Annotated in this window: 17 protein-coding genes; 8 read left to right on the top strand and 9 right to left on the bottom strand. The window is 58.3% G+C overall.

The genetic code is table 11. The annotated features are described in order from the left end of the window. Nucleotides 1–54: 54 nt before the first annotated feature. From LRR79_RS12955 to LRR79_RS12945, 3 genes are read left to right on the top strand one after another with little or no spacing between them, the layout of a single operon-like run. Nucleotides 55–1,461 carry a glycosyltransferase family 4 protein gene (locus LRR79_RS12955; RefSeq protein ID WP_231757612.1) on the top strand — a complete coding sequence of 469 codons (1,407 nt, stop codon included), beginning with the start codon at nt 55–57 and terminating at the stop codon, nt 1,459–1,461. Next, the gene (locus tag LRR79_RS12950; protein WP_231757611.1) at nt 1,461–2,243 is read left to right on the top strand and encodes a class I SAM-dependent methyltransferase; all 783 of its coding nucleotides are present in this window, start codon (nt 1,461–1,463) and stop codon (nt 2,241–2,243) included. The genes LRR79_RS12955 and LRR79_RS12950 overlap by 1 nt, the downstream gene beginning before the upstream one ends. Beyond that, nucleotides 2,240–3,415, top strand: a complete 1,176-nt coding sequence (locus LRR79_RS12945) for a prenyltransferase/squalene oxidase repeat-containing protein (protein WP_231757610.1) — start codon at nt 2,240–2,242, stop codon at nt 3,413–3,415. Before LRR79_RS12950 ends, LRR79_RS12945 begins: the two co-directional genes overlap by 4 nt. On the opposite strand, the gene LRR79_RS12940 is transcribed toward LRR79_RS12945, so the two are convergent. Then, a complete protein-coding gene (locus LRR79_RS12940; RefSeq protein ID WP_231757609.1) occupies nt 3,344–3,973 on the bottom strand; it encodes a class I SAM-dependent methyltransferase in 630 nt (209 codons plus the stop codon). The two genes, LRR79_RS12945 and LRR79_RS12940, sit on opposite strands and share 72 nt — an antisense overlap. Before the next feature lie 202 nt (nt 3,974–4,175). On the opposite strand from LRR79_RS12940, the gene LRR79_RS12935 reads away from it, so the two are divergent. Together LRR79_RS12935 and LRR79_RS12930 are read left to right on the top strand one after the other, a co-directional pair. Continuing rightward, the gene (locus LRR79_RS12935) at nt 4,176–4,898 is read left to right on the top strand and encodes an acyltransferase (protein WP_231757608.1); all 723 of its coding nucleotides are present in this window, start codon (nt 4,176–4,178) and stop codon (nt 4,896–4,898) included. A 23-nt stretch (nt 4,899–4,921) separates the two neighbouring features. Beyond that, complete coding sequence (locus LRR79_RS12930) at nt 4,922–5,431, top strand: shikimate kinase (protein WP_231757607.1); 510 nt, start codon at nt 4,922–4,924, stop codon at nt 5,429–5,431. 103 nt (nt 5,432–5,534) lie between these two features. Here LRR79_RS12930 and LRR79_RS12925 read toward each other — a convergent pair whose 3' ends face one another. Further along, a complete protein-coding gene (locus LRR79_RS12925; RefSeq protein WP_010131435.1) occupies nt 5,535–6,005 on the bottom strand; it encodes an Lrp/AsnC family transcriptional regulator in 471 nt (156 codons plus the stop codon). A gap of 267 nt (nt 6,006–6,272) precedes the next feature. On the opposite strand from LRR79_RS12925, the gene LRR79_RS12920 reads away from it, so the two are divergent. Then, nucleotides 6,273–9,863 (top strand): indolepyruvate ferredoxin oxidoreductase family protein, encoded by a 3,591-nt coding sequence (locus LRR79_RS12920; protein WP_231757606.1) that lies wholly within the window; start codon nt 6,273–6,275, stop codon nt 9,861–9,863. Nucleotides 9,864–9,941: 78 nt separating this feature from the next. Here the strand turns inward: LRR79_RS12920 and LRR79_RS12915 are convergent, their stop codons facing one another. Both LRR79_RS12915 and LRR79_RS12910 read right to left on the bottom strand, forming a co-directional pair. After that, entirely contained in the window at nt 9,942–11,195 is a 1,254-nt protein-coding gene (locus tag LRR79_RS12915) for an OprO/OprP family phosphate-selective porin (protein ID WP_231757605.1), read from the bottom strand. A gap of 282 nt (nt 11,196–11,477) precedes the next feature. Beyond that, nucleotides 11,478–12,425, bottom strand: a complete 948-nt coding sequence (locus LRR79_RS12910) for a TraB/GumN family protein (RefSeq protein ID WP_231757604.1) — start codon at nt 12,423–12,425, stop codon at nt 11,478–11,480. Between the two features lie 231 nt (nt 12,426–12,656). On the opposite strand from LRR79_RS12910, the gene LRR79_RS12905 reads away from it, so the two are divergent. Continuing rightward, nucleotides 12,657–13,838 carry a glycosyltransferase gene (locus LRR79_RS12905; protein ID WP_231757603.1) on the top strand — a complete coding sequence of 394 codons (1,182 nt, stop codon included), beginning with the start codon at nt 12,657–12,659 and terminating at the stop codon, nt 13,836–13,838. Nucleotides 13,839–13,909: 71 nt separating this feature from the next. Here the strand turns inward: LRR79_RS12905 and LRR79_RS12900 are convergent, their stop codons facing one another. From LRR79_RS12900 to LRR79_RS12885, 4 genes are all read right to left on the bottom strand, one after another. After that, a complete protein-coding gene (locus LRR79_RS12900) occupies nt 13,910–14,959 on the bottom strand; it encodes a glycosyltransferase family 4 protein (RefSeq protein WP_231757602.1) in 1,050 nt (349 codons plus the stop codon). A 208-nt stretch (nt 14,960–15,167) separates the two neighbouring features. Continuing rightward, nucleotides 15,168–15,791 (bottom strand): acyloxyacyl hydrolase, encoded by a 624-nt coding sequence (locus LRR79_RS12895; protein ID WP_231757601.1) that lies wholly within the window; start codon nt 15,789–15,791, stop codon nt 15,168–15,170. 118 nt (nt 15,792–15,909) lie between these two features. Beyond that, nucleotides 15,910–17,061, bottom strand: a complete 1,152-nt coding sequence (locus LRR79_RS12890) for a sigma-70 family RNA polymerase sigma factor (protein ID WP_231757600.1) — start codon at nt 17,059–17,061, stop codon at nt 15,910–15,912. A gap of 367 nt (nt 17,062–17,428) precedes the next feature. Further along, a complete protein-coding gene (locus LRR79_RS12885; protein ID WP_231757599.1) occupies nt 17,429–17,899 on the bottom strand; it encodes a hypothetical protein in 471 nt (156 codons plus the stop codon). Nucleotides 17,900–18,073: 174 nt separating this feature from the next. Between LRR79_RS12885 and LRR79_RS12880 the strand changes: the two genes are divergently transcribed. Beyond that, on the top strand, nt 18,074–18,406 hold the full coding sequence (locus LRR79_RS12880; RefSeq protein ID WP_231757598.1) for a hypothetical protein: 333 nt from the start codon (nt 18,074–18,076) through the stop codon (nt 18,404–18,406). Nucleotides 18,407–18,498: 92 nt separating this feature from the next. On the opposite strand, the gene murQ is transcribed toward LRR79_RS12880, so the two are convergent. After that, on the bottom strand, nt 18,499–19,482 hold the full coding sequence (gene murQ, locus LRR79_RS12875; RefSeq protein ID WP_231757597.1) for an N-acetylmuramic acid 6-phosphate etherase: 984 nt from the start codon (nt 19,480–19,482) through the stop codon (nt 18,499–18,501). Nucleotides 19,483–19,520: the final 38 nt, after the last annotated feature.

Raw genomic sequence — 19,520 nt, 5'->3', positions numbered from 1 at the left:
GCCTTTCTTGGCACCGGATCAGACGCCAGCGAGAACGATAAATACGGGGAAATTATGACCGCCTTGGGGAATCATACAGACGGTCCATCGGCCGACGCCCGGCCACTGAATATCTGCTTATTGGGGTACCGCAGCCACCCACATTGTGGCGGGCAGGGGGTTTACCTGCACTACCTGAGCAAGGCTCTGGTTGAAGCGGGCCACAGGGTCGATGTCATTTCGGGGCAGCCGTACCCGGAGCTGGACCCGCGGGTGCGGCTGATCAAGATGCCCGGGCTCAATCTCTACGAGCACGATAATCCGACCCGCGCGCTGAAGTTCAAACACCTGTTGAGCTGGGCCGACTTTTACGAGTGGTTTGGCAAGCTGACGGGGGGGGTCGTGGAGCCTTATACCTTCGGCCGCCGCGTGGCGCGCTATCTGCGTCGGCACGGTGCGAGCTACGACGTGGTGCATGACAATCAGTCGCTCTGCTACGGACTGCTGGACATTGAGAAAGCCGGCTTGCCAGTGGTTGCGACCATTCACCATCCCATCACCAGAGACCGTCAACTTGCACTGGATGCTGCGCCGGACTGGTTCTACCGGTTGCTGGTGCGCCGCTGGCACAGTTTTCTGGGGATGCAGATCAAAGTCTCGCGCAAACTCAAGCATCTCGTCACCGTATCCACACAATCTCTCAACGATATCGTGGCGCAGTTTGGTGTTGCTCCCCAGCAGCTCAAGTTGATCTACAACGGCATCGACACCAGCATTTTCACTCCTCAGCCAGGGGTGGAGCAAAACCCCATGCGCATTATGACCACGGCCTCCGCCGATCAGCCGCTGAAAGGGTTGCGTTTTCTACTGCAGGCAATGGCGCTGCTACGTGCGCGTTACCCGGCGCTGGAATTACTGGTGGTGGGGAAATTGAAAGCGGGCGGAGCCACCGAAACGTTGCTGGAAGAATTACAGCTGCAGGACTGCGTGCGCTTTGTCTCCGGCATCTCCAACGAAGAAATGGTGCATCACTACGCTTCGGCGGGCATGGTGGTTTGTCCGTCGCTGTATGAGGGATTTGGCTTGCCTGCCGGAGAGGCAATGGCCTGTGGTGTGCCGGTGATATCCAGCGATGGCGGTGCCCTTCCGGAAGTGGTCGGGGATGCGGGCATTGTGGTGCCTGCCGGTGACAGTGGTGCACTGGTACGCGCGATTGAACAGTTACTGCAAAGCGCCGAATTACGCGACTCCCTGGGTAAAGCGGGGCGCCGCCGGATCGAAGAGCAGTTCTCGTGGCAGGTGGCCGCCCAGCGTCTCGTCGCCTATTACCGGGAGATCCTCACCGGTATCAATAATAGTGTGGCGCCAGATAACAACGCGGTTGCCGATGTGCCCGCCGTGGCTCGGGTTACTGCGACGCCGGCAATTGATCGCAGTGGATCGCATCCGTCCGGTACGGCCGATCGGGGAGAGGCCGCCTGATGATTACGGTTGACCCCAAATTGCTAAACCTTCAGCCCGGTCAGCGCGTCTTGGACCTGGGGTGCGGAGAAGGCCGACACGCGATCCATTTTGCGATTACCGATTGCGTGGATATTTTTGGCGTTGATCTAAGCCCCGCGGATCTGGCCACTGCCGCAGAGCGCGCGCGGCCCTTCGCCGATAATGGTCAGCAAACTGGTCGTCTGCAGCTGTGCGTGGGCAATGCGCTGCAGCTGCCATTTCCCTCCGGGTTTTTCGATGTGGTGATCTGCTCAGAGGTGTTGGAGCATATCGAAGACTATCAGGGAGTACTCCACGAGATTTTTCGGGTTCTCCGACCCAGTGGTGTTTTTGCCGCAACGGTGCCGTCGTTTTTTCCGGAGTGGGTATGCTGGAAGCTGTCTGACGCCTATCACCAGGTGGAAGGTGGGCACATACGGATTTTTCGTGAGAAAAAACTGCGTCAAGCGATTGAAGGGTTGGGGCTGAATTATTTTGCCCGCCACAAAGCGCATGCGCTGCATGCCCCTTACTGGTGGCTCAAATGCCTTTTCTGGGGGCAGGATGACAGGGCTGTGGTGCGTCAATATCACCGCATGCTGGTATGGGACATGATGGCGCGCCCGCGTATTACCCGATGGTTGGAAACCGTATTGAACCCGCTGCTCGGTAAGAGTATTGCTTTGTATTTCGTAAAGCCGTCAGTGACGCAACGCGCACACCAGGAAGTGCCCCCGGTTGCCCTGGAAACGGATGACGCGCGGCAGGAGCAGGCCGCATGAGCCGGTGTCTGGACTCTCTGCCCGTAGACAGCGAAACCCCTGGCGGTGCCGTACCCGCGGGGCATGAGCTGCCCCTGATACCGGAAGGCTTTTTACGCAGTAGTGCGGATTACATTCTTTCCCAGCAGCAGCCCGATGGTTGTATCCCCTGGTTCGAGGGCCACTACGCAGATCCCTGGGATCATGTGGAAGCCGCAATGGGGTTGAGTATTGCCGGGGAACGCGTGGCCGCCGAGCGAGCCTACCGCTGGCTCGCAGACAAACAATTGCGCGACGGCAGCTGGTGGGCCGCCTACCGCGATGGCGAGGCGGACCGCAGCGGTCCCAGTGGCGAGCGTCGTGAGTCAAACTTTGTTGCGTACGTGGCTACCGGTGTCTGGCATCACTATCTGATCTACGGGCAGCGGGGGTTTCTCGAGGACCACTGGCCAATGGTGGAGGCGGCGCTGGAATTTGTGCTGAACCTCCAATCGCCCCATGGCGAGATTCAATGGGCCGTCGACCAGAAGGGGGCACCAATGGAGGATGCGCTGATCACCGGTTGCGCCTCCATCTACAAAAGCCTGGAATGCGGGATCAATATCGCTGCGGTTTTGGCACACGCCAAACCCCGGTGGGTTGAGGCCAGAAACAAGCTGGGAACCGCCCTGCGCGAGAAACCCCATCGATTTGACCGTACCTGGGAAAGCAAGGACCGGTTCTCGATGGACTGGTTTTATCCGGTGTTGACCGGTGCCGTGAGTGGCGAGGCAGCCAGAATTCGCCTGCAAACGAAGTGGGGCGAGTTCGTGGTGCCGGGGCTGGGGTGTCGCTGTGTCAACGATGAACCCTGGGTGACCGTTGCCGAGTCCTGCGAGTTGACCATGGCGTTGGCGGCGGCGGGCGAAGCGGGTAAAGCGCGTACGCTTTACCGGGGCCTGCATCGCTGGCAGGACACGGACGGCGGATACTGGACCGGGTATGTATATCGCGACAGTGCTGTGTGGCCGGAAGAAAAAACAACCTGGACGGTGGGGGCGATGTTGCTGGCGGCGGATGCACTGACCGGGCTGACGCCGGCCAGTAAGCTGTTTACCAGCGTGACTCTGGTGCCGCCTTCCTCAAAGGCGGCGCAGGATGCCGAGCGTCTCCACCATCTCGAGGGCCTCGAACTGGCCGGAAGCCAGCGCTAGTTTGTAGATATCAAAAGGTGCCTGGCCACCGTCTTCCGGATTGGGAAAAATATCGTGAATGGCCAGATAGCCGCCGGGAACGATATGTCGAGACCAGCTACGGTAGTCGGTGAGCGCAGCCTCCAGAGAGTGGCCGCCGTCTATGAATACCAGCCCCAGAGGGGTATTCCAGTGGCGCGCGGCGACCGCCGTGGGTGCGACTACCGGTACGACGTACTCTTCCAGCTGCGCGCTCCGCATATTGGTACGGAACGCGTGAAAACTGTCCATCAGCTGGCTGCGGTCATCGAACAGTTCGCGATCATGGTATTCCTCACCGGGTTGATGTTCTTCTGATCCCCGGTGGTGGTCCACCGCAAACAGGGTATTGCCCATCAGTTTGCAGGCGCTGCCCAAGTAGATGGTGGACTTTCCGCAGTAGCTGCCGACCTCCAGGCAGGGACCCAGGTCGCTGGCGTTGGCAGCCAGCCGGTAGAGGGCTTCGCCTTCCGCGTCGGCGAGAAAGCCTTTAACCGTAGTGATGTCCAGGGGCAGCTTCATCTCAAGGGCGGTTTGCATAGCGTGGGATCTCTCATTGGCCATTCTTGCAGGATGCGAAACGGTACGTGCAACCGCGCACTTTGGCAATGTGCAGGAAAGACAGTCTGCCTGGCGGAAATTGATTACACGATAAGAACTGAACCCGGTGTCGGGGGAGTGGCCAATGGTTGCGCAACCCTAATTGCCCGACCGCTCTGACACCGCAAGCACAAGGCGCACCATGCGAAAGGATCATAGACCATACTGGCTGAAGCGCGCGCTGATCAGTTTCCGTAACTGGCGCTGCCGGCATTTTCTGCTGCCCCAGTTTGACGCCATTGGGTGCGAACCGGAAATCATGCACCCGGCTTCGGTCAAAGTCTTCGGCAGTAATATTCGCCTGGGGAACTTCCCCCACCTGATTTCCACACCGGACAACTGTATTCGACTCACGGCCATGGGGCATCGTGGTGGTGATGCGCATATCCGCATCGGTGACTTTGTGCTGATCTCCCCGGGCGTGCGTATTTCGGCGGGAGAGTCCATCACCCTTGGCAACGCCTGCATGCTCGCCGCCAATGTCTATATCTCCGATTCCGACTGGCACGGAATCTATAACCGCGCCCGGCCGTTTCGTTGTACCGCGCCGATTGCCATCGGCAACAATGTCTGGATAGGAGATAGTGCGATTGTCTGTAAGGGGGTGTCTATTGGCGATAATTCGGTGGTCGGTGCCGGTAGTGTGGTGACCCGAGACGTGCCGGCCAATACGGTCGTAGCGGGGAATCCGGCCCGGGCGATCAAGCAGATCAATCCCCGCCGGCGGATGATTACCCGGGAAGCCCTGTTCGCCGACAGCTTCCGGCAGGCGCATAACCTGGATGAATTAGATAAAATGCTGCTCACAGGCAATAGTCTGTCGGGCTGGCTGAGGTCACTGCTGTGGCCGCGGCGCGGGGATTAACGCAGTTTGGATATCGAATAACAATGCAAAAACAGGGCAGTGTGGTACTGATCGGGATGCCTGGGGCGGGCAAGAGTACGGTGGGTGTGTTACTGGCGAAAGAGCTGGCGAAAGATTTTGTGGATACGGATGTTTTGATTCAGCTGCGGGAGGATAAGACCCTGCAGGAGATTATGAACGAAACCGACTATCTGAACCTGCGTCGTATCGAGGGTGAGGTCATCGCCGAAGCAGAGTTACCCAACCATGTCATCGCCACCGGCGGCAGCGCCGTATACAGCGAAGAGGGAATGCGCAACCTGCTTTCCTTTGGTCCCGCGGTTTTCCTGAATTGCTCTGCAGATGAGCTTCGCCGTCGCATTCACAACTATGAAAGTCGCGGTATCGCCAAGGCGCCGGGGCAGAGCTTTGAGGCGCTGTTTGAGGAGCGTCAGGCGCTCTATCGCCGCTATGCGGATATTGTGGTGGATTGTGACGGGCAGGATCTGGAGCAGGTGTTGGGGCAGGTGATTGCGAAGCTGGAGGCGCGTTAGGCGCGTACTTGCCAGATAAAACCTGTGAAAGGCGGCAACGCCACGCCCGCTATGCCGGGGCAAGCCCGGCATAGCGGTGATCGAGGTCTCCGCGGGTGCCCGCCTAGAGCGGCAACTGCGTGGTGTACTTTACCTGCTTCAATGCAAAAGTAGAGTTTACCGACGCCACATTCGGCAGATGCACCAGCGAGCGCTTCAGCAGCTGCTCGTAGTGCTCAACGCTGTCGACCACCACACGCAGGACATAGTCCTTGTCACCACTGGTGGAATAGCACTCCACCACTTCCTGCACATCCTGCACCGCCGACTCGAAATTATTCAAAGAATCTTCATCGTGGTTGTGTATGGTGACATAGCAGTATACTGTGACCCCCAGGTCAAGTTTGCGCGGATCCAGGAGGGTGACGCGGCCACGGATGATACCTTCGGCCTCCAGGCGCTTGATGCGGCGCCAGCAAGGTGTATGGGACAAACCCACTTTGTCTCCCAGCTCAGCCATGGAATAATCGGCGTTCTCCTGCAGCGCCCTCAGAATCTTGCGGTCGAAATCATCCAGGTCGGTTGAGCGCTTCATATAAACTCCTGTCCTACAGTTTCACTATTGGCCGAGATGGCTGTCATAATTTTACGTGCAAACGTGTAAATAAAGCAATGTTTCAATGCGCTTTAAGCACTAGTATGACCTGACCACGCCGTCGCTATCTTTGGCAGCCTTGGCCGGCACAGACCCGGCCCGATCAATCTGGCGCCAATTTCGGCGATGCGCGTCCCGAATCACAATAATTAGCGGAAGCCCGTGTCCAAGACGGTGCTTCAACGATCAGCGGGAAGAAGTAGGCGTATGAACGAGCAGAAGGTGAACACCGGATCTCAGTCCGACGATCAACAAGGTCTGGATCAGGCGATCAGCGGCAAATCGACGGCAGCGAAAGCCGTCTCTCTTGACGACCGATACACCACCCTCAAGGGGCGAGTGCTGTTATCGGGCATTCAGGCGCTGGTGCGCCTGCCCATTGACCAGATGCGTATCGATGCGGCGCGGGGTCTCAATACCGCCACGTTTATTTCCGGCTACCGCGGCTCCCCTCTCGGTGGCTACGACCAGCAACTGGCTCGTGCCAAAACACTCCTCGATCAGTTCAATATCCGTTTTACCCCCGGTGTCAACGAAGAGCTTGCGGCGACATCTGTGTGGGGGTCGCAGCAGGTGGGCCTGTTTGAAGGGGCCGAGGTCGATGGTGTCTGCGGAATCTGGTACGGCAAGACTCCGGGTGTCGACCGCTCCTGCGACGCCTTCCGTCACGCCAACGCGGCGGGCTCCTCGCCGAAAGGCGGGGCACTGATCATCGCCGGTGACGACCACGGCTGTAAGTCGTCGTCTTACCCCGGCCAGTCTGAATTCGCCTTCGTGGATATGCATATTCCGGTTCTGAATCCGTCCACGGTACAGGAGGTGCTGGACTACGGTCTCTATGGCCTGGAACTGTCTCGCTTCAGTGGCTGCTGGGTGGCGATGATTACCCTGGCGGAAAATATGGACAGCGCATCCACCGTGGATGTCGACCCCGCCGGGGTATCGTTTGAATACCCCGAAATCGAGCGCCCGGAGGGCGGGCTGAACATCCGCAAGCAGGATAACCCTCTCGAGCAGGAGGAGCGCCTTTGGCGTTACAAGCGCCCGGCGGCCCTGGCCTTTGCCCGCGCCAACCAGCTCAACAAACTGGTGTTGGACAACCCCAAAGCCACCCTTGGCATCGTCACTGCGGGTAAGGCGCACCTGGATCTGATGCAGGCGTTTGAGGATATGGGGATTGATGAGGCGCGCGCCCGCGATCTCGGTATCCGTATTCTCAAAGTGGGTATGACCTATCCCCTGGATGTACCGGGGATTCAGGAATTCGCCCGCGGACTCGACTCTCTGCTGGTGCTGGAAGAGAAGCGCAGCCTGATGGAAGTGCAGCTGAAAGAGGAGCTGTACAACGTGCATCTGCGGGACCCGCATTTCCCGCGAATCCTCGGCAAAGTGGACGAGCACGATAAACCGCTGCTGCCCATGTACGGTGAGCTGTCGCCGGCGGTGGTGGCGCAGGTGCTCGGTTACCTGCTGGGGGAAGACAAACTGCACGATCGCGCCAGGCACCGTCTGATGCGGCTGGACGCGCTGGCCGAGCGGATTTCAGCCCAGGCCGGTTCCAGCGTGGCGCGTCTGCCCATGTTCTGTGCCGGTTGTCCGCACAACCGCTCCACCCGTGTCCCCGAAGGCAGTCGCGCCCTGGCGGGCATTGGTTGCCACTATATGGCCCAGTGGCTGGATCGTGAAACCTACACCTTCACCCAGATGGGCGCCGAAGGCGTCAACTGGATCGGCCAGGCGGCGTTTACTAGCGAGCCTCACGTATTTGTGAATCTCGGGGACGGTACCTATTTTCATTCCGGAATTCTTGCCATTCGCGCGTCCGTCGCGGCCAGGGTCAACATTACCTACAAGATTCTGTTCAACGACGCGGTGGCCATGACTGGCGGTCAGCCTCACGACGGTGAGCTGCACCCGGATATGATCTGTCGGCAGGTACTGGCGGAAGGGGTCAAGCGCGTCGTACTGGTGATGGATGACACCAACAAGTACAAGGGCGCACTCAGTTTCCCCGCGGAAGTCGAAATTCGCCATCGGGATCATATGCCGGCGGTAATGAAAGAGCTGCGCGAAGAGCCTGGCTGCACCGTGATCATTTACGACCAGACTTGTGCCACTGAGCTGCGACGCAAGCGCAAGCGGGGGCTGCTGCCGAAAGCGGAAGGGCGCCCGTTTATCAATGAACTGGTGTGTGAAGGCTGCGGCGATTGTGTGACCCAGTCCAGCTGTATTGCGGTGGAAAAGGTCACCACCGCACTGGGCGATAAACGCCGTATCAATCAGACCGCCTGCAACCAGGATATGTCCTGCGTCAATGGCTTCTGCCCGTCATTCGTGACCGTGAAAGGCGGAAAATTGAACAAGCGCGCGGGAGTTGGCGATGCGCTCTGTCAGGCTGCGGACAAACTGCCCGTGCCGCCGATGGCAGATTTGAGTGAACCCTTCAACCTGCTGGTCACCGGTGTCGGTGGTACCGGCGTGGTCACTATCGGCGCGTTGCTGGCCATGGCTGCGCACATTGAACAGAAAGCCTGCAGCACGCTGGATCAGACGGGTCTCGCCCAGAAGGGTGGTGCGGTGTATTCCCACGTGCGTTTTGCGGACCGCCCGGAATCCCTGAAAGCGGTGCGAATTTCCGATGGGCGTGCGGACGCGCTCATGGCCTGCGACCTGATTGCTGCGGGCAACCTGTCGGCGAGTCTCGCCAAGCTGGATGAAACCCACAGCCGCGCGGTGGTGAACACGCATCTGAGCCCAACCGCTGCGTCGGTACTGGGGCGAGAAGATATTCATTCGCCGCAGGCCGTACTCGATACCATCAAAGACGCGGTGCTGGAGCTGGACGTGGTGGAGGGGCATACCCTGACCAAGGCGGCGCTGGGTGATACCCTCGCCGCGAATATCTTCATGCTGGGCTTCGCCTGGCAAAAAGGCCTGATTCCCCTGGGGCTCGAAGCCATTCAGGAAGCCATCAGGCTCAATGGTGTGGCAGTAGAGAGCAACCTGCAGGGATTGGCAGCCGGGCGCCTGGCGGCGGCGGACCGCAGGGCACTGGATCAGCTGTTGTCGAAAGAGGAAGAGGTGGTGCTCCCTCAGGGCCTCGAGGCGATTGTTGCGCATCGTGTGGAGCACCTGACCGGCTATCAGAGTGTGGCATTGGCGCGCCGCTACCGCGCGCTGGTCGACAAGGTGAAGAGCGCTGAAATCCTCAAGGTGCCGGGCAGTGAAGCGCTGGCGGAGGTGGTTGCGCGGAATTACGCCAAACTTCTGGCGTACAAGGATGAGTACGAGGTGGCGCGCCTGTATTCTGATGGCCGTTTTATTGAGGCGTTGAAAGAGAATTTTGCCGGGGATTTCGAGCTGGAATTCAATATGGCGCCGCCATTGCTGAGCCCGTTTGATAAAAATACCGGGCGTCCGCGCAAACTCAAGTTTGGTGGCTGGATGCACAAGGCGTTTGCGGTGCTGGCGAAGTTCCGCTTCCTGCGTGGTAGCGTACTGGATGTGTTCGGTTACACTGCAGAGCGCAAAATGGAGCGGGGCCTGATTACCGAGTACGAAAAGATTGTTGACGAGGTGATTGGCCGGTTGAACGCGGAGAATCACGCAGCGGCGATCGAGCTACTGAATTATCCGGACCAGATCCGTGGCTACGGCGTTGTCAAGGAAGAGAATGTCAAACTGGCGCAGCAGGTGCGCAATCACGCCCTGCAGCGCTTTTATAACCCGAAGGTGGACGTGCCTGACGCAACGCCGGTGGAGGTGTTTGATCCGGCCAAGGCGCAGCAGGTCGGTTGATCGGGGAAAGCGAATACAAAAAAGCGAGCTGCTCAGCTCGCTTTTTTGTGCTTCTGGGAAGGTAAATCACAGAGTGGATTACCAGCCCATCTGTACGCGGATCCCGAACTGGTTGGTGCCATCACCGGTAAACTCATCATCCCCGAAAATCATATTCATCATCACACGCACATTGCGATTGGCGTAGTAGTTCAGGCCGATCTGTGCACTGTTGGCTTCGAGGCTGTGAATGTCCCGGTTTTCCATGGTGTCGTAGCGAGCGGTCAGCTCCCAGGCGCCGCCCCAGAGGCCGTCGCCAGAGGGCTTGGCGGAATTGAAAGCGCCGCGTTTTTTACTGTAGGTCTTGTGCTCACCGGTAATCATCCAGCTGCCCTGCACATACCAGGTGTGCACAGACTGATCGTCGATATAACAGCCGAACATCGGGTCGCAGTAAAAGGGTGGTGGCGCGCCGAATTCGTCTTCAAAGTCGATTTCTGTCAGATAGTAATCTGCCTCGAACTCCCCAATGGCATATTCTGCCTGCAGGTAGAGCGGGCCGTAGCTGCCGGCGATTTCAAAGCCGGCGTAGGAGGCGTCTTCACCCAGGTCCCCGGGGGTCAGTGCCATAAGTTGGGAAGGGCCGCGGCGTCCCGCATAATCCGCCTCGGCGTATAGGTCGCCGGAATTGCGGTTGGCGTTCTCAAAACTGATGGAGGTTCCCAAATGGAATACCGCCTCGTCGGTATTGATCGGGGCCCAGGCCAAACGGCCGGCAGCACCCACCCCTTCATTGCGGGATTGAGCGGCATCACGCAGGTTGAACGCCATCATGCCGAGGGTGAAGCAGTCCAGTACGCCGGTCCAGCCGATACCCTGTTGGAACTGGTAGCCGTCGTAGAGCCCGGTGGCGCTGGAGAAAGGGCGCTCCAACATGGTGATTTCATTGGAGCTGGTCATTTCCGCCATAGAGCGGAAGGGCTTGAACTGGCCTATGCGAATTTCGCCATCCAGAAATTTATGGGCAATAAACACGTCGCGAAATCCCGCATGGGTATCCCCTGCGGCGAAGTCCTGTTCAAGCACATATTTCCAGTCATAGATACTGCCCTTCAGGGTGATGCGCGCCCGGCGAAACTCCGTAGTGCTTACGGGATCTTCGATATCGGTGTCAAACAGGTAGGTATCGAAGTGGATGCGCCCCCCAAGCGAGGCAGAAAAATTACCGTCGTCAGACGTAATTTTCAGACCGCCCTTGCTCTCTGCTTCGCCGGCGACGGCGGTAATGGAAAGCAGGCCATAAGTGGCCACAGCGAGCGCCTTGCCGACCGTCCCTGTACCTGAGGATTTCATGGAAACTCCTGATCGCAACAACATGAAAACGAATAGTGAAAAAATTTGCGGCGCAATGGAAACATAACGCGGGCGGAAATGAAATATTTCCGTAACATCTGCGGAGTCGGGCGTAACGCACTTATCCCTGATCACCACTTTGCAAAGGGATAATAGTTCACTGAAACCCAGTCGCTCGCGTCTGGAGGGCAACCGGGTGCAGCAGCCGTAGAAAACGACGCTGCATAGAGAATGGGGGAGGGGGAGCCCGGTCGTTGTCGAGTGTCGCCGGGCTGAGGGGGCTCAGATCTGTTGGATTGAATAGCCGGCTTTTTTCAGCAGCTCGGTAACAGATCCTTCTCCGACAAGATGCCCGGCACCAACGACCACAAACAGGGTGTCGTGATTGGCGCTAAAGTCACGGATTTTATCCGCCATGCCACGGTTGCGCTGGTAGAAAAGCTTGTCAATCAGCGGCGCGTATTCCGGATTTTCGTCCAGGCTTTCCCGGATCACCAGATCGTAGATGTCGTTCTGATCACCGCTTTTCCAGGCTTTGGTAATGCGCGGGACAAAGCTGTCCATCTCGGCAACCTGTTCCAGCGTCTGTTGCAGGTACAGTTCCGGATCGTCCAGGTTGTTCAGCATTTTGATCTGCTCCAGCACACTTTCCAGCTCCAGAACGGTGGCGTTGTTTTGGTGCGCCTGGCTGAGGAAGTGGCGGTCAATGCCCGCGTTGGGATCCAGCCCCCGTGCCTGCATTTCCACCATGCTGAGGGTGATCATGGCAATTGCCGGGCGCAGGCGACTGAAATTCTGCTCCGGTATCTGCCGTTTGGCCAGCCAGTCCTTTAGCTGTTTGTACACCGCGGGAGAGATGTGGTCTTTCAGCTCCTGGCCGGCAGGGTAGACAGACTCCTGCATGATTTTCATTTGCAAGGCCGGGTTGGACTCCATGGCAAGGATATCCGCCTCGACCACCAGTGCGTCGCTGATGGCATACGCGCGCTCGATCTTTTCGCGCAGGGGGTAGAAACTCTCGTCGGCGAGGTGAATAGACCCGAGTAGATAAACCCGTTTTTCCCCCTTGGTTGCTTCCAGCAGCAGGCCGCGATCATTCGCCGCCTGGGCTGAACCTGCACCCAGCACAACCGCTGAGAGGAAAAGAATTGACCGGGCGAGCCAGTGTGCGAAGTGACGCCGCCCGGTAAAGCCGGGTACCGAAATCGAGGGTGGGTTCAGAAATGCCATGTGTGTTTCCTTTCACTGCGTTTATCGGGGCCGGTTGCAGGCTTGCAACAATCTGTGCGGGCCGCTTCGCCATCGGTCATACCCATGATACCCCGCTTTCGGGCGCGCAGGGTGACCGGATTCCGCGGGTTTTGTGAACCGCTGCAGGGAAAGTGAAAATGGGCCTTGTGGCGCAGAATTTGTCGGTACAATGTCAACGTGAGGACAGGAGTCGGTCAGGATCGAGGACGCATGCGGATTGTTCAATTGGTACCGTCGATGGACGGCGGCAGGTTGGCCCAGGAAACACTGGAATTTGCTCAGGAGCTGGCCCGCCAGGGACACGAGTCTTTGGTAATTTCGGCCGGTGGCACACTGGTGTCCCGCCTGACCCTGCATAATTGCCAACACCTGGAACTGCCGGTAAACCGCAAGGGGCTACTCAACCGGCGCTTGCACCGTAAATTGCGCCAGCAACTGGAAGTGGTGCAGCCGGATATCCTGTTGTGCCGCGACTCTCTTTGCAGCTGGCACGGTTGGAAGACGTGGTCCCGGCTACCGGAGTCTGTGCGCCCACGCCTGGTGACTGCGCTGCATCGTTGGCCCCGTGGTGGGGCGTTCCGTGGCGGCTGGATGAATGGGGCGGTGTCCCGCGGTGAGCTGGTTCTGGCATCATCCCGGGAAATCGCGCAGCAGTTGTCGCAGCGATTCTCTCTGCCGGTGTCCGCGCCCGATTCAGCCGGAGCCGGTATACAGGTGCTCTATCGGGGGGTAAATACCCGCGAACTGGATCACCGCGCGCCGGTCTCCGGGCATTGGCAACATCGCCTGCTGAACAGTTTTCCTCAGATTGAAGGTCGAAGCTGGTTGATGTTGCCCGGTGATATTGGTCCCGGGCGCGGTCAGGAGCGATTTCTCACATTGCTGGCGCAACTGAAAAATACCCGGGAAGACCTGTTTGGATTGATCGTCGGTGAGCCACTACCCGGTCAGGAAAAGTTTGCCCGCGGGCTGGAAAAGCGCGCCGAAGCCATGGGGTTAGCCGAACATGTACTTTTTCTCGGCGCGCGCCGGGACATGCGTGAGCTCTATGCCAGTGCGCGCATTACCTATGATCTGAGCGACCCCGCCTTCAGTGACGGGCGGATTGTCTGCGAGGCGCTGGCCATGGGTTGTCCTGCGGTAGCGGACGCTGGCCTCGGGCTGGAGCTGTTACAGCAGTGTTTTCCGCAGGGGGTACCGCCGGAGGCCGAGCCCGGGGAGGGGGACGATGCCGCGATCGGGCGACTGGCGCGCACCAGTGTGTCCATTCTGGATGCTACCCAACCTATACAATTTACCGGTTTCAGTCTGGCGGAAACCACGGCGCAAGCTGTTCGATGGTTTGACGCGTTATCGCCCGGGAGTGCGACGTTAATACCTGCAGCAGACTAGCCGCGAAGTGACCGAGGTGCGCGGCTTTCCGCAGTAGTGGGGCGCGTACTGCTTTTACATCAGCCCGTCGATCAGGCCACGGCCTCAGGCAGTAGGCGCGTGTAAACCTGCCAGGTAGCCTTGGCCATGGAGTCCAGGGTGAAGCTGTCTGCGGCGCGTTCGTACAGTGCTCTAAAATCATCCGCCAGCGCTGGATTGTGTAACGCACTGCGGATTTTTTCTGCGAGATGTTCGGCTTCCGCTGTCTCCAGCAAGTACTGCTCGGGCAGGTAATCGATGGCATTGCCAGCCCGGTTGGCGAGTACCGGGGTTTGGTGCAGTAAAGACTCGATAAGCGTGTAGGGCGTCCCTTCGGTTTCAGCAGGAATGACCACGAGATCCGCCGCTTCCATAAATTGGGATACGGCCCCGTTCCCGGAAAAAAACGCGACGCGCTGTTCAAAATCCGCAAGCCCCGGTGCTCGCTTGCTGAGGGTTTTGACCTGCTGTTGCAGGCTCTCTTTTTCCGGCCCCTCACCCAATACCATCAGCCGTACGCCCGGCAATAGAGCAACCGCATCAATCAGCTTGTCCACCGCGCGCGCCTTGATCAGACGGCTGGCAACCAGCAGTGTCGGTTGCTCTTTGGTCAGTGACAGCTGGGTGATGGGTTCCGCGGCTTCTGCGGCAACTTCGACGCCGTTGGGAATGATGTTCCAGTCCAGTTTAGAGTTGGCTACGGTGTTTTCACTGATTGCAATACGCGCATCAAAAGCACTGGCAAGCTTGTCCCGGGGATGCCGTACATTGTGCCGGGTGATGATCTGGCGCGTTTCTGTGTAGGGCTGCACCGCGGCGAGGAGTTGCGCGGATTTCGAACCGTGACCATGAACAATCTGGTACTCCCCCCGGCGAATCAGGTTGGCTAGCCGCCACACCAGGTTCGGGTGATGACGGCTGCGATCCGTGTTCAGTGGAATAAACTGGATGCGCTCATCCAGTGTGGGAAGGTAGCGGGGGTGGGCGATCACCGCCACCTGTGCATCGGTATTGTGCGCCTGCCAGCGGGACAGGTCAGCCACATGCTTTTCCATTCCGCCGTGTTCACGGCTGGCAATCAGGTGACAGATACTTTGAATCATACGGCTACACGTCCGGTGTCTTTGCGCCGTGATTGGTTGATGGGTGTCAGGCAGGATAGGCACGCAGGTGCGGTATCGGTACGGCGCCAGACTGACCGCGCGTCATGCACGGTTCAGGAATGGCGCTATTGTCCCCCAGGGGTGTGACAAAAATTTGATGTTAATGTGACGGTTGCTTGTCAGCTGGCTGAATAATAACCGCCGCCGGTTAAAATTTGGCGTGCCAGTTCAAGGACGCGAAATCGAAGCCGGGATTAGGCGAGTTGGTATAGCCATTGGAAAAGTGGCTGTAGCGCAGTGAAACGGTGTGCCCATTGTCGAGCGTATACCCACCGGCGAAGTGGAGTGAAAAATTGAGGTTGGTGGACAGGTCGATGGCACCAAAGCTGCGTTCGGTCAGGTAGGCGGCGCCGATACCGAATTCACCGAACAGGCCCTGTGCTTCGCGTTGCGGGTACCAGCGTACCACCGGTTTCAACTCCCAGATCTGCTGCTTCTGGTCCTCCCCCTGGTAGTCGATCCACATATGGCTATAGCTGACCTGCGCCCACCACTGGAAATGGTGGTTGCCCGGGTAGTCGTAAAATTGATACGACCAGTTGACCCCGAGCATGTCGGATCCGGCGATGGATTTCTGCTGAATCAACGCACTTCCGAGCCCCTTACCGCCACTGACGATCAATTCCTGTGTGCCATCGCGCCACACTGCACCTGCGTGGGCGGTCGTTGCACTCAGGGGCAGGCAAAGACCGGCCGCAACCAGGGCGCAAACATGCTTCCAGTTGAAGTGGAACGAGGTGGGCGTTGAGGCCGCCGGGGAAGAATAGGGCATGATGTAATCGCCAGTTATCGCTGTTAGAGGCAGTATTACAAGGTTAGCCGGAATCGAAATGAAGGCAAGCAGGCGCCCCGCAGGCGGGGGCCTGTTGCCGTTTGTACCGGTCAGTCGGTCAGCGCCACTGGCGTTTCAATTGGCGCAGTGCGTCGGAATGCAGTTGCCGTGCCCGTTCCTGGCTAAGACCCAGTTGCTCACCGATCACCCGGAAAGAGCAATCCCGGTCGGAGATAAGCCCGTAGCGCAAGCTCAGAACCGTTCGCTGGCGGGAAGGCAGTTTGGCCACTGCATCCCGCAGACGTTGTGCCAGTTCCTGATTGGAAACCAGTTCGTCGGTATTGAACATATCCCCGGCAGGCGCGTAATCCAGACGGGTGCTGCTCTGGTCATCGGAGATGGGGTCATCCAGAGAGCCGGTGGGGCCGGGCAACTTCAACAGGCTCTGTACCCGCTCCAGATCCAGCCCGGTCTGTCGCGCCACATTTTCATCGGAGGCGGGAAGCCCCTCGGAGCGCACCTGGTTGATGGCCCGGTAAATGTTGCGCAAATCGTCCTGTACGTTGGCCGGTTGGCGCACCAGGTCGTCATTGCGTCGCAAGGTCAGCTGGATTTCCTGTTGTATCCACCAGTACGCATACGTGGAAAAGCGGTAACCCATCTGCGGTTTGAAGCGCTCGATCGCTTTCATGAGCCCCACGTTACCTTCCTGAATCAGGTCGATAAACGGGACCGATGGATTGCGAAACCGTTTGGCAATCGCAATCACCAGGCGCAGGTTGCACTGTATGAGTTTCTTCCGCTGCGCCTTGAATTTTTTCATCAGGTTTTGCAGCGTACTGCGATCGCGCTGGGAAATATTTCCGTTGGCCAACAGGTCGTCGGCCTTGGCGATAATCAGGCCGTGATCATAGGCTCCGGTACTTCCCCGTTGCTCGACACCTTCGCTGCGTAAATCCACCAGAGTCACACCGCGTTTTTGCAGCAGTGCGATAATTTTTTCCTCCAGCTCCCGCAGCAGGCAGGTGGTGGTGTGTTCGTCTTCCGGGGTCAGTAGGTCGAGCCGATACAGATGCTTGAGGTAATTCTGCATTGGCGTGCCGACGTTATCGCCAAGGGAGTCTTCTGAGCCTGAGTCTTCTTCGATTGCCTCCGCGCGGGGTTGCATGGATGGATCCGGGTCTTCCTGATGGAAGCTGCTTCCGGTTGCGTTGTTGCTATTTTCCTTCAGCCACTGGTCATCCCTTGTTTCAATATTTACTCGGGACAAAAGTCTGAACCTTATGCTGAGGCAGCGCAGTTGTGCCTTTTGGACCACGCTGCTGCCGTAAAACTACCGGCGTCATCCTTTCGCAGGATCGCGGCATGGCGCAAAAATTGCCATGCGGACCACTTGACTATAGATGACCGCGCACGGCTTGTGGAAACGAGCGCCTGAAAAAATCGGACCCCCGAGTACTGATTCCGGAAGGACCGTGGAGTGGTGGGTATTTAGGCGGCAAAACCCCGCACGTTCCCGGGATTTCACGTTTTTTGACAGGCAAAAGCCCTATAGAGGCGTTTTCAGTTAAGCGGAGGGGGCTTATTTGGGGCAGTTATAACCGCACCTGACGGTGCGGTTTTACCGACGTGGGTGGCTATTTGATACGTTTGACCCGCAGGGAGCGGCCACCGGTGGCTTTGCGCATAAAAAACGACCCCAGGGCGCCGCGCTCCAGTGTGACCTGCTCGCCTTCACGCCAGATGGCGCGGCCACTGCTGGTTTGCCGCCACACCTGGCCATTGTCCAGTGTGAAGGTAAATTTCCCGTGGGCGCCTTCCGCGGCACTGGTAATGGTGGCCGAGATGGATTCTGGGGCCTCTTCGGCGATGTCTTTCCCCTCATGACCAAAGCGCAATTCGGCACGCGCTTTCAGGTTTGCCGCCGCTTTATCGAAACAGGCGAGTCGCTTTTGGTCGTTGCTGAACTCGGTGCAGCGGCGCAGCGTGTCTTCCAGGGTTTCAGCACTGGCAGGTGGTGACGCAAAAACCGGTGCGAGTAGAAGCAGAAAGGCGGTGGTCCGGAGAGCACTGGGGCACAGTAAAGAATGGGCGCCTATTTTTCGCATAATGTCAGGTCCGTTCGTTGGGTCCGGCGGATAGTGTAACAGTCTCGCGGGCTACGCCCTGTAAATTGAGTTGCCTGTCACATTTCCAATTGGCACACCGTGGAAGAATATTCGAGGCGTGAGCTTACAAAAATCATAAAACATCATAAACAACTCTCAGGGGTGTGGCCGAATATGAAAAAGCTGTTGATTCCCGCAATTGCCATTGCCGCCGTGGGCGGTTACTTCTATTACGCAAATCTTGAATCCACTGCACCGCAGACGGATGTTGTGGTCGAGGAAGAGCAGATTGTTGAGGAGGTTGAATCTGCCGTGGCTGAAGCCGAGGCCGCGGTAGAGCATTCCGAGGACGCTGCTGGCGATATGATGGCCTCCGCCGAAGAAGACGTTTTTGCCGACGTGCCGGAAGCCATGGGGCATGCGTTGGATGAGACTTCAGAGGCAATGCATGAAATGGCCGACGAGGTGGAAGAGGTGGTCGAGGATATTGATCACAGCGAGGAGTAAGCCTCGCCGAGGTTCTCTCTTCAATGTGCGAATACCCGGCTTGCGTGAGGGCTCCTTGCGATCCGGGTATTTTTTGTCCGGAAAAATCGAGCTTAGTGTTGCTGTAGGTTCTGCAGCGCCAGACGCAAAAAACCGTCGGCCTTGTGCAGGGCCGCTTCCGCTTCCTGCCGTTCCAGCCCGCTCAATAGCATCATGATTGCCAGCTTGGCGTTGTGATCGCAGCGGGCCAGCACCTGGTCCGCCTCTTCATAACTGACACCGGTCGCCTCGACCACAATACGGCGGGTACGGTCCACCAGTTTCTGGTTGGTGGCTTTTACATCCACCATCAGGTTGTAAAAGCTTTTGCCAATACGGATCATGCTGGCTGTGGTGAGCATATTCAGTACCAGCTTTTGTGCGGTACCGGCTTTCATGCGGGTAGAGCCGGTCAGCACTTCCGGGCCGACCTCTGGCAGGATCGCGATATCCGCTTCCCGGGCAATGGCGGCGTTCTTATTGCAGGCCAGAGCTACGGTTGTACAACCCAGGCCGCGGGCGTAGCGCAACCCGCCGGTGACATAGGGCGTGCGGCCGCTGGCGGCAATCCCCACAACCATGTCTTTCGGGGTCAACTTGATGCTGCGGAGGTCCTGTTCACCCAACGCGGGGTTGTCTTCCGCACCTTCCTGGGCCCGGTGCACCGCTGCTTCGCCACCGGCGATCAGTGGTACCACCATACCCTCTGGAACCCCGTACGTGGGGGGGCATTCCACCGCATCCAGCAGCCCGATGCGCCCGCTGGTGCCGGCACCCATATAGATTAGCCGGCCGCCAGCTTTGAAGGCCTCAACAGCTCTGTCCACGGCTTCGGCGATTTCTGGCAGAACCTGCCGCACCACACCGGGGACACCGCTGTCCGCATTGTTGATTTTTTCCAGGATACCCAGGGTGGGGAGCAGGTCGATTTCCTGTGTGTCCGGGTTGCGGGACTCGCTGGTGAGTACGCCCAGGTTCTCTCTGTCAGCGTCGCCTGAACGGCTGGGTATGGCGCTACGGCCTGAACGGACTATGGATTTGGAACGGTGGTCGGTCATATCCCCTCGCCGGCGATTGATTTATGCCCGGAACCTGG

The sequence above is a fragment of the Microbulbifer elongatus genome (assembly GCF_021165935.1).
GTDB classification, from domain to species: Bacteria; Pseudomonadota; Gammaproteobacteria; order Pseudomonadales; family Cellvibrionaceae; genus Microbulbifer; species Microbulbifer elongatus.
Note: the sequence above shows the minus strand (reverse complement) of the source record. Positions and strands in the feature narration are given on the sequence as shown.

What these genes read in the sequence shown, in the direction of transcription:
- LRR79_RS12950 (WP_231757611.1), top strand. Translation starts at nt 1,461, where the DNA reads ATGATTACGGTTGACCCCAAATTGCTAAACCTTCAGCCCGGTCAGCGC.
- LRR79_RS12885 (WP_231757599.1), bottom strand. Translation starts at nt 17,899, where the DNA reads ATGCGAAAAATAGGCGCCCATTCTTTACTGTGCCCCAGTGCTCTCCGG.
- LRR79_RS12905 (WP_231757603.1), top strand. Translation starts at nt 12,657, where the DNA reads ATGCGGATTGTTCAATTGGTACCGTCGATGGACGGCGGCAGGTTGGCC.
- LRR79_RS12915 (WP_231757605.1), bottom strand. Translation starts at nt 11,195, where the DNA reads ATGAAATCCTCAGGTACAGGGACGGTCGGCAAGGCGCTCGCTGTGGCC.
- LRR79_RS12935 (WP_231757608.1), top strand. Translation starts at nt 4,176, where the DNA reads ATGCGAAAGGATCATAGACCATACTGGCTGAAGCGCGCGCTGATCAGT.
- LRR79_RS12945 (WP_231757610.1), top strand. Translation starts at nt 2,240, where the DNA reads ATGAGCCGGTGTCTGGACTCTCTGCCCGTAGACAGCGAAACCCCTGGC.
- LRR79_RS12910 (WP_231757604.1), bottom strand. Translation starts at nt 12,425, where the DNA reads ATGGCATTTCTGAACCCACCCTCGATTTCGGTACCCGGCTTTACCGGG.
- LRR79_RS12930 (WP_231757607.1), top strand. Translation starts at nt 4,922, where the DNA reads ATGCAAAAACAGGGCAGTGTGGTACTGATCGGGATGCCTGGGGCGGGC.
- LRR79_RS12955 (WP_231757612.1), top strand. Translation starts at nt 55, where the DNA reads ATGACCGCCTTGGGGAATCATACAGACGGTCCATCGGCCGACGCCCGG.
- LRR79_RS12895 (WP_231757601.1), bottom strand. Translation starts at nt 15,791, where the DNA reads ATGCCCTATTCTTCCCCGGCGGCCTCAACGCCCACCTCGTTCCACTTC.
- LRR79_RS12920 (WP_231757606.1), top strand. Translation starts at nt 6,273, where the DNA reads ATGAACGAGCAGAAGGTGAACACCGGATCTCAGTCCGACGATCAACAA.
- murQ (WP_231757597.1), bottom strand. Translation starts at nt 19,482, where the DNA reads ATGACCGACCACCGTTCCAAATCCATAGTCCGTTCAGGCCGTAGCGCC.
- LRR79_RS12880 (WP_231757598.1), top strand. Translation starts at nt 18,074, where the DNA reads ATGAAAAAGCTGTTGATTCCCGCAATTGCCATTGCCGCCGTGGGCGGT.
- LRR79_RS12940 (WP_231757609.1), bottom strand. Translation starts at nt 3,973, where the DNA reads ATGCAAACCGCCCTTGAGATGAAGCTGCCCCTGGACATCACTACGGTT.
- LRR79_RS12925 (WP_010131435.1), bottom strand. Translation starts at nt 6,005, where the DNA reads ATGAAGCGCTCAACCGACCTGGATGATTTCGACCGCAAGATTCTGAGG.
- LRR79_RS12900 (WP_231757602.1), bottom strand. Translation starts at nt 14,959, where the DNA reads ATGATTCAAAGTATCTGTCACCTGATTGCCAGCCGTGAACACGGCGGA.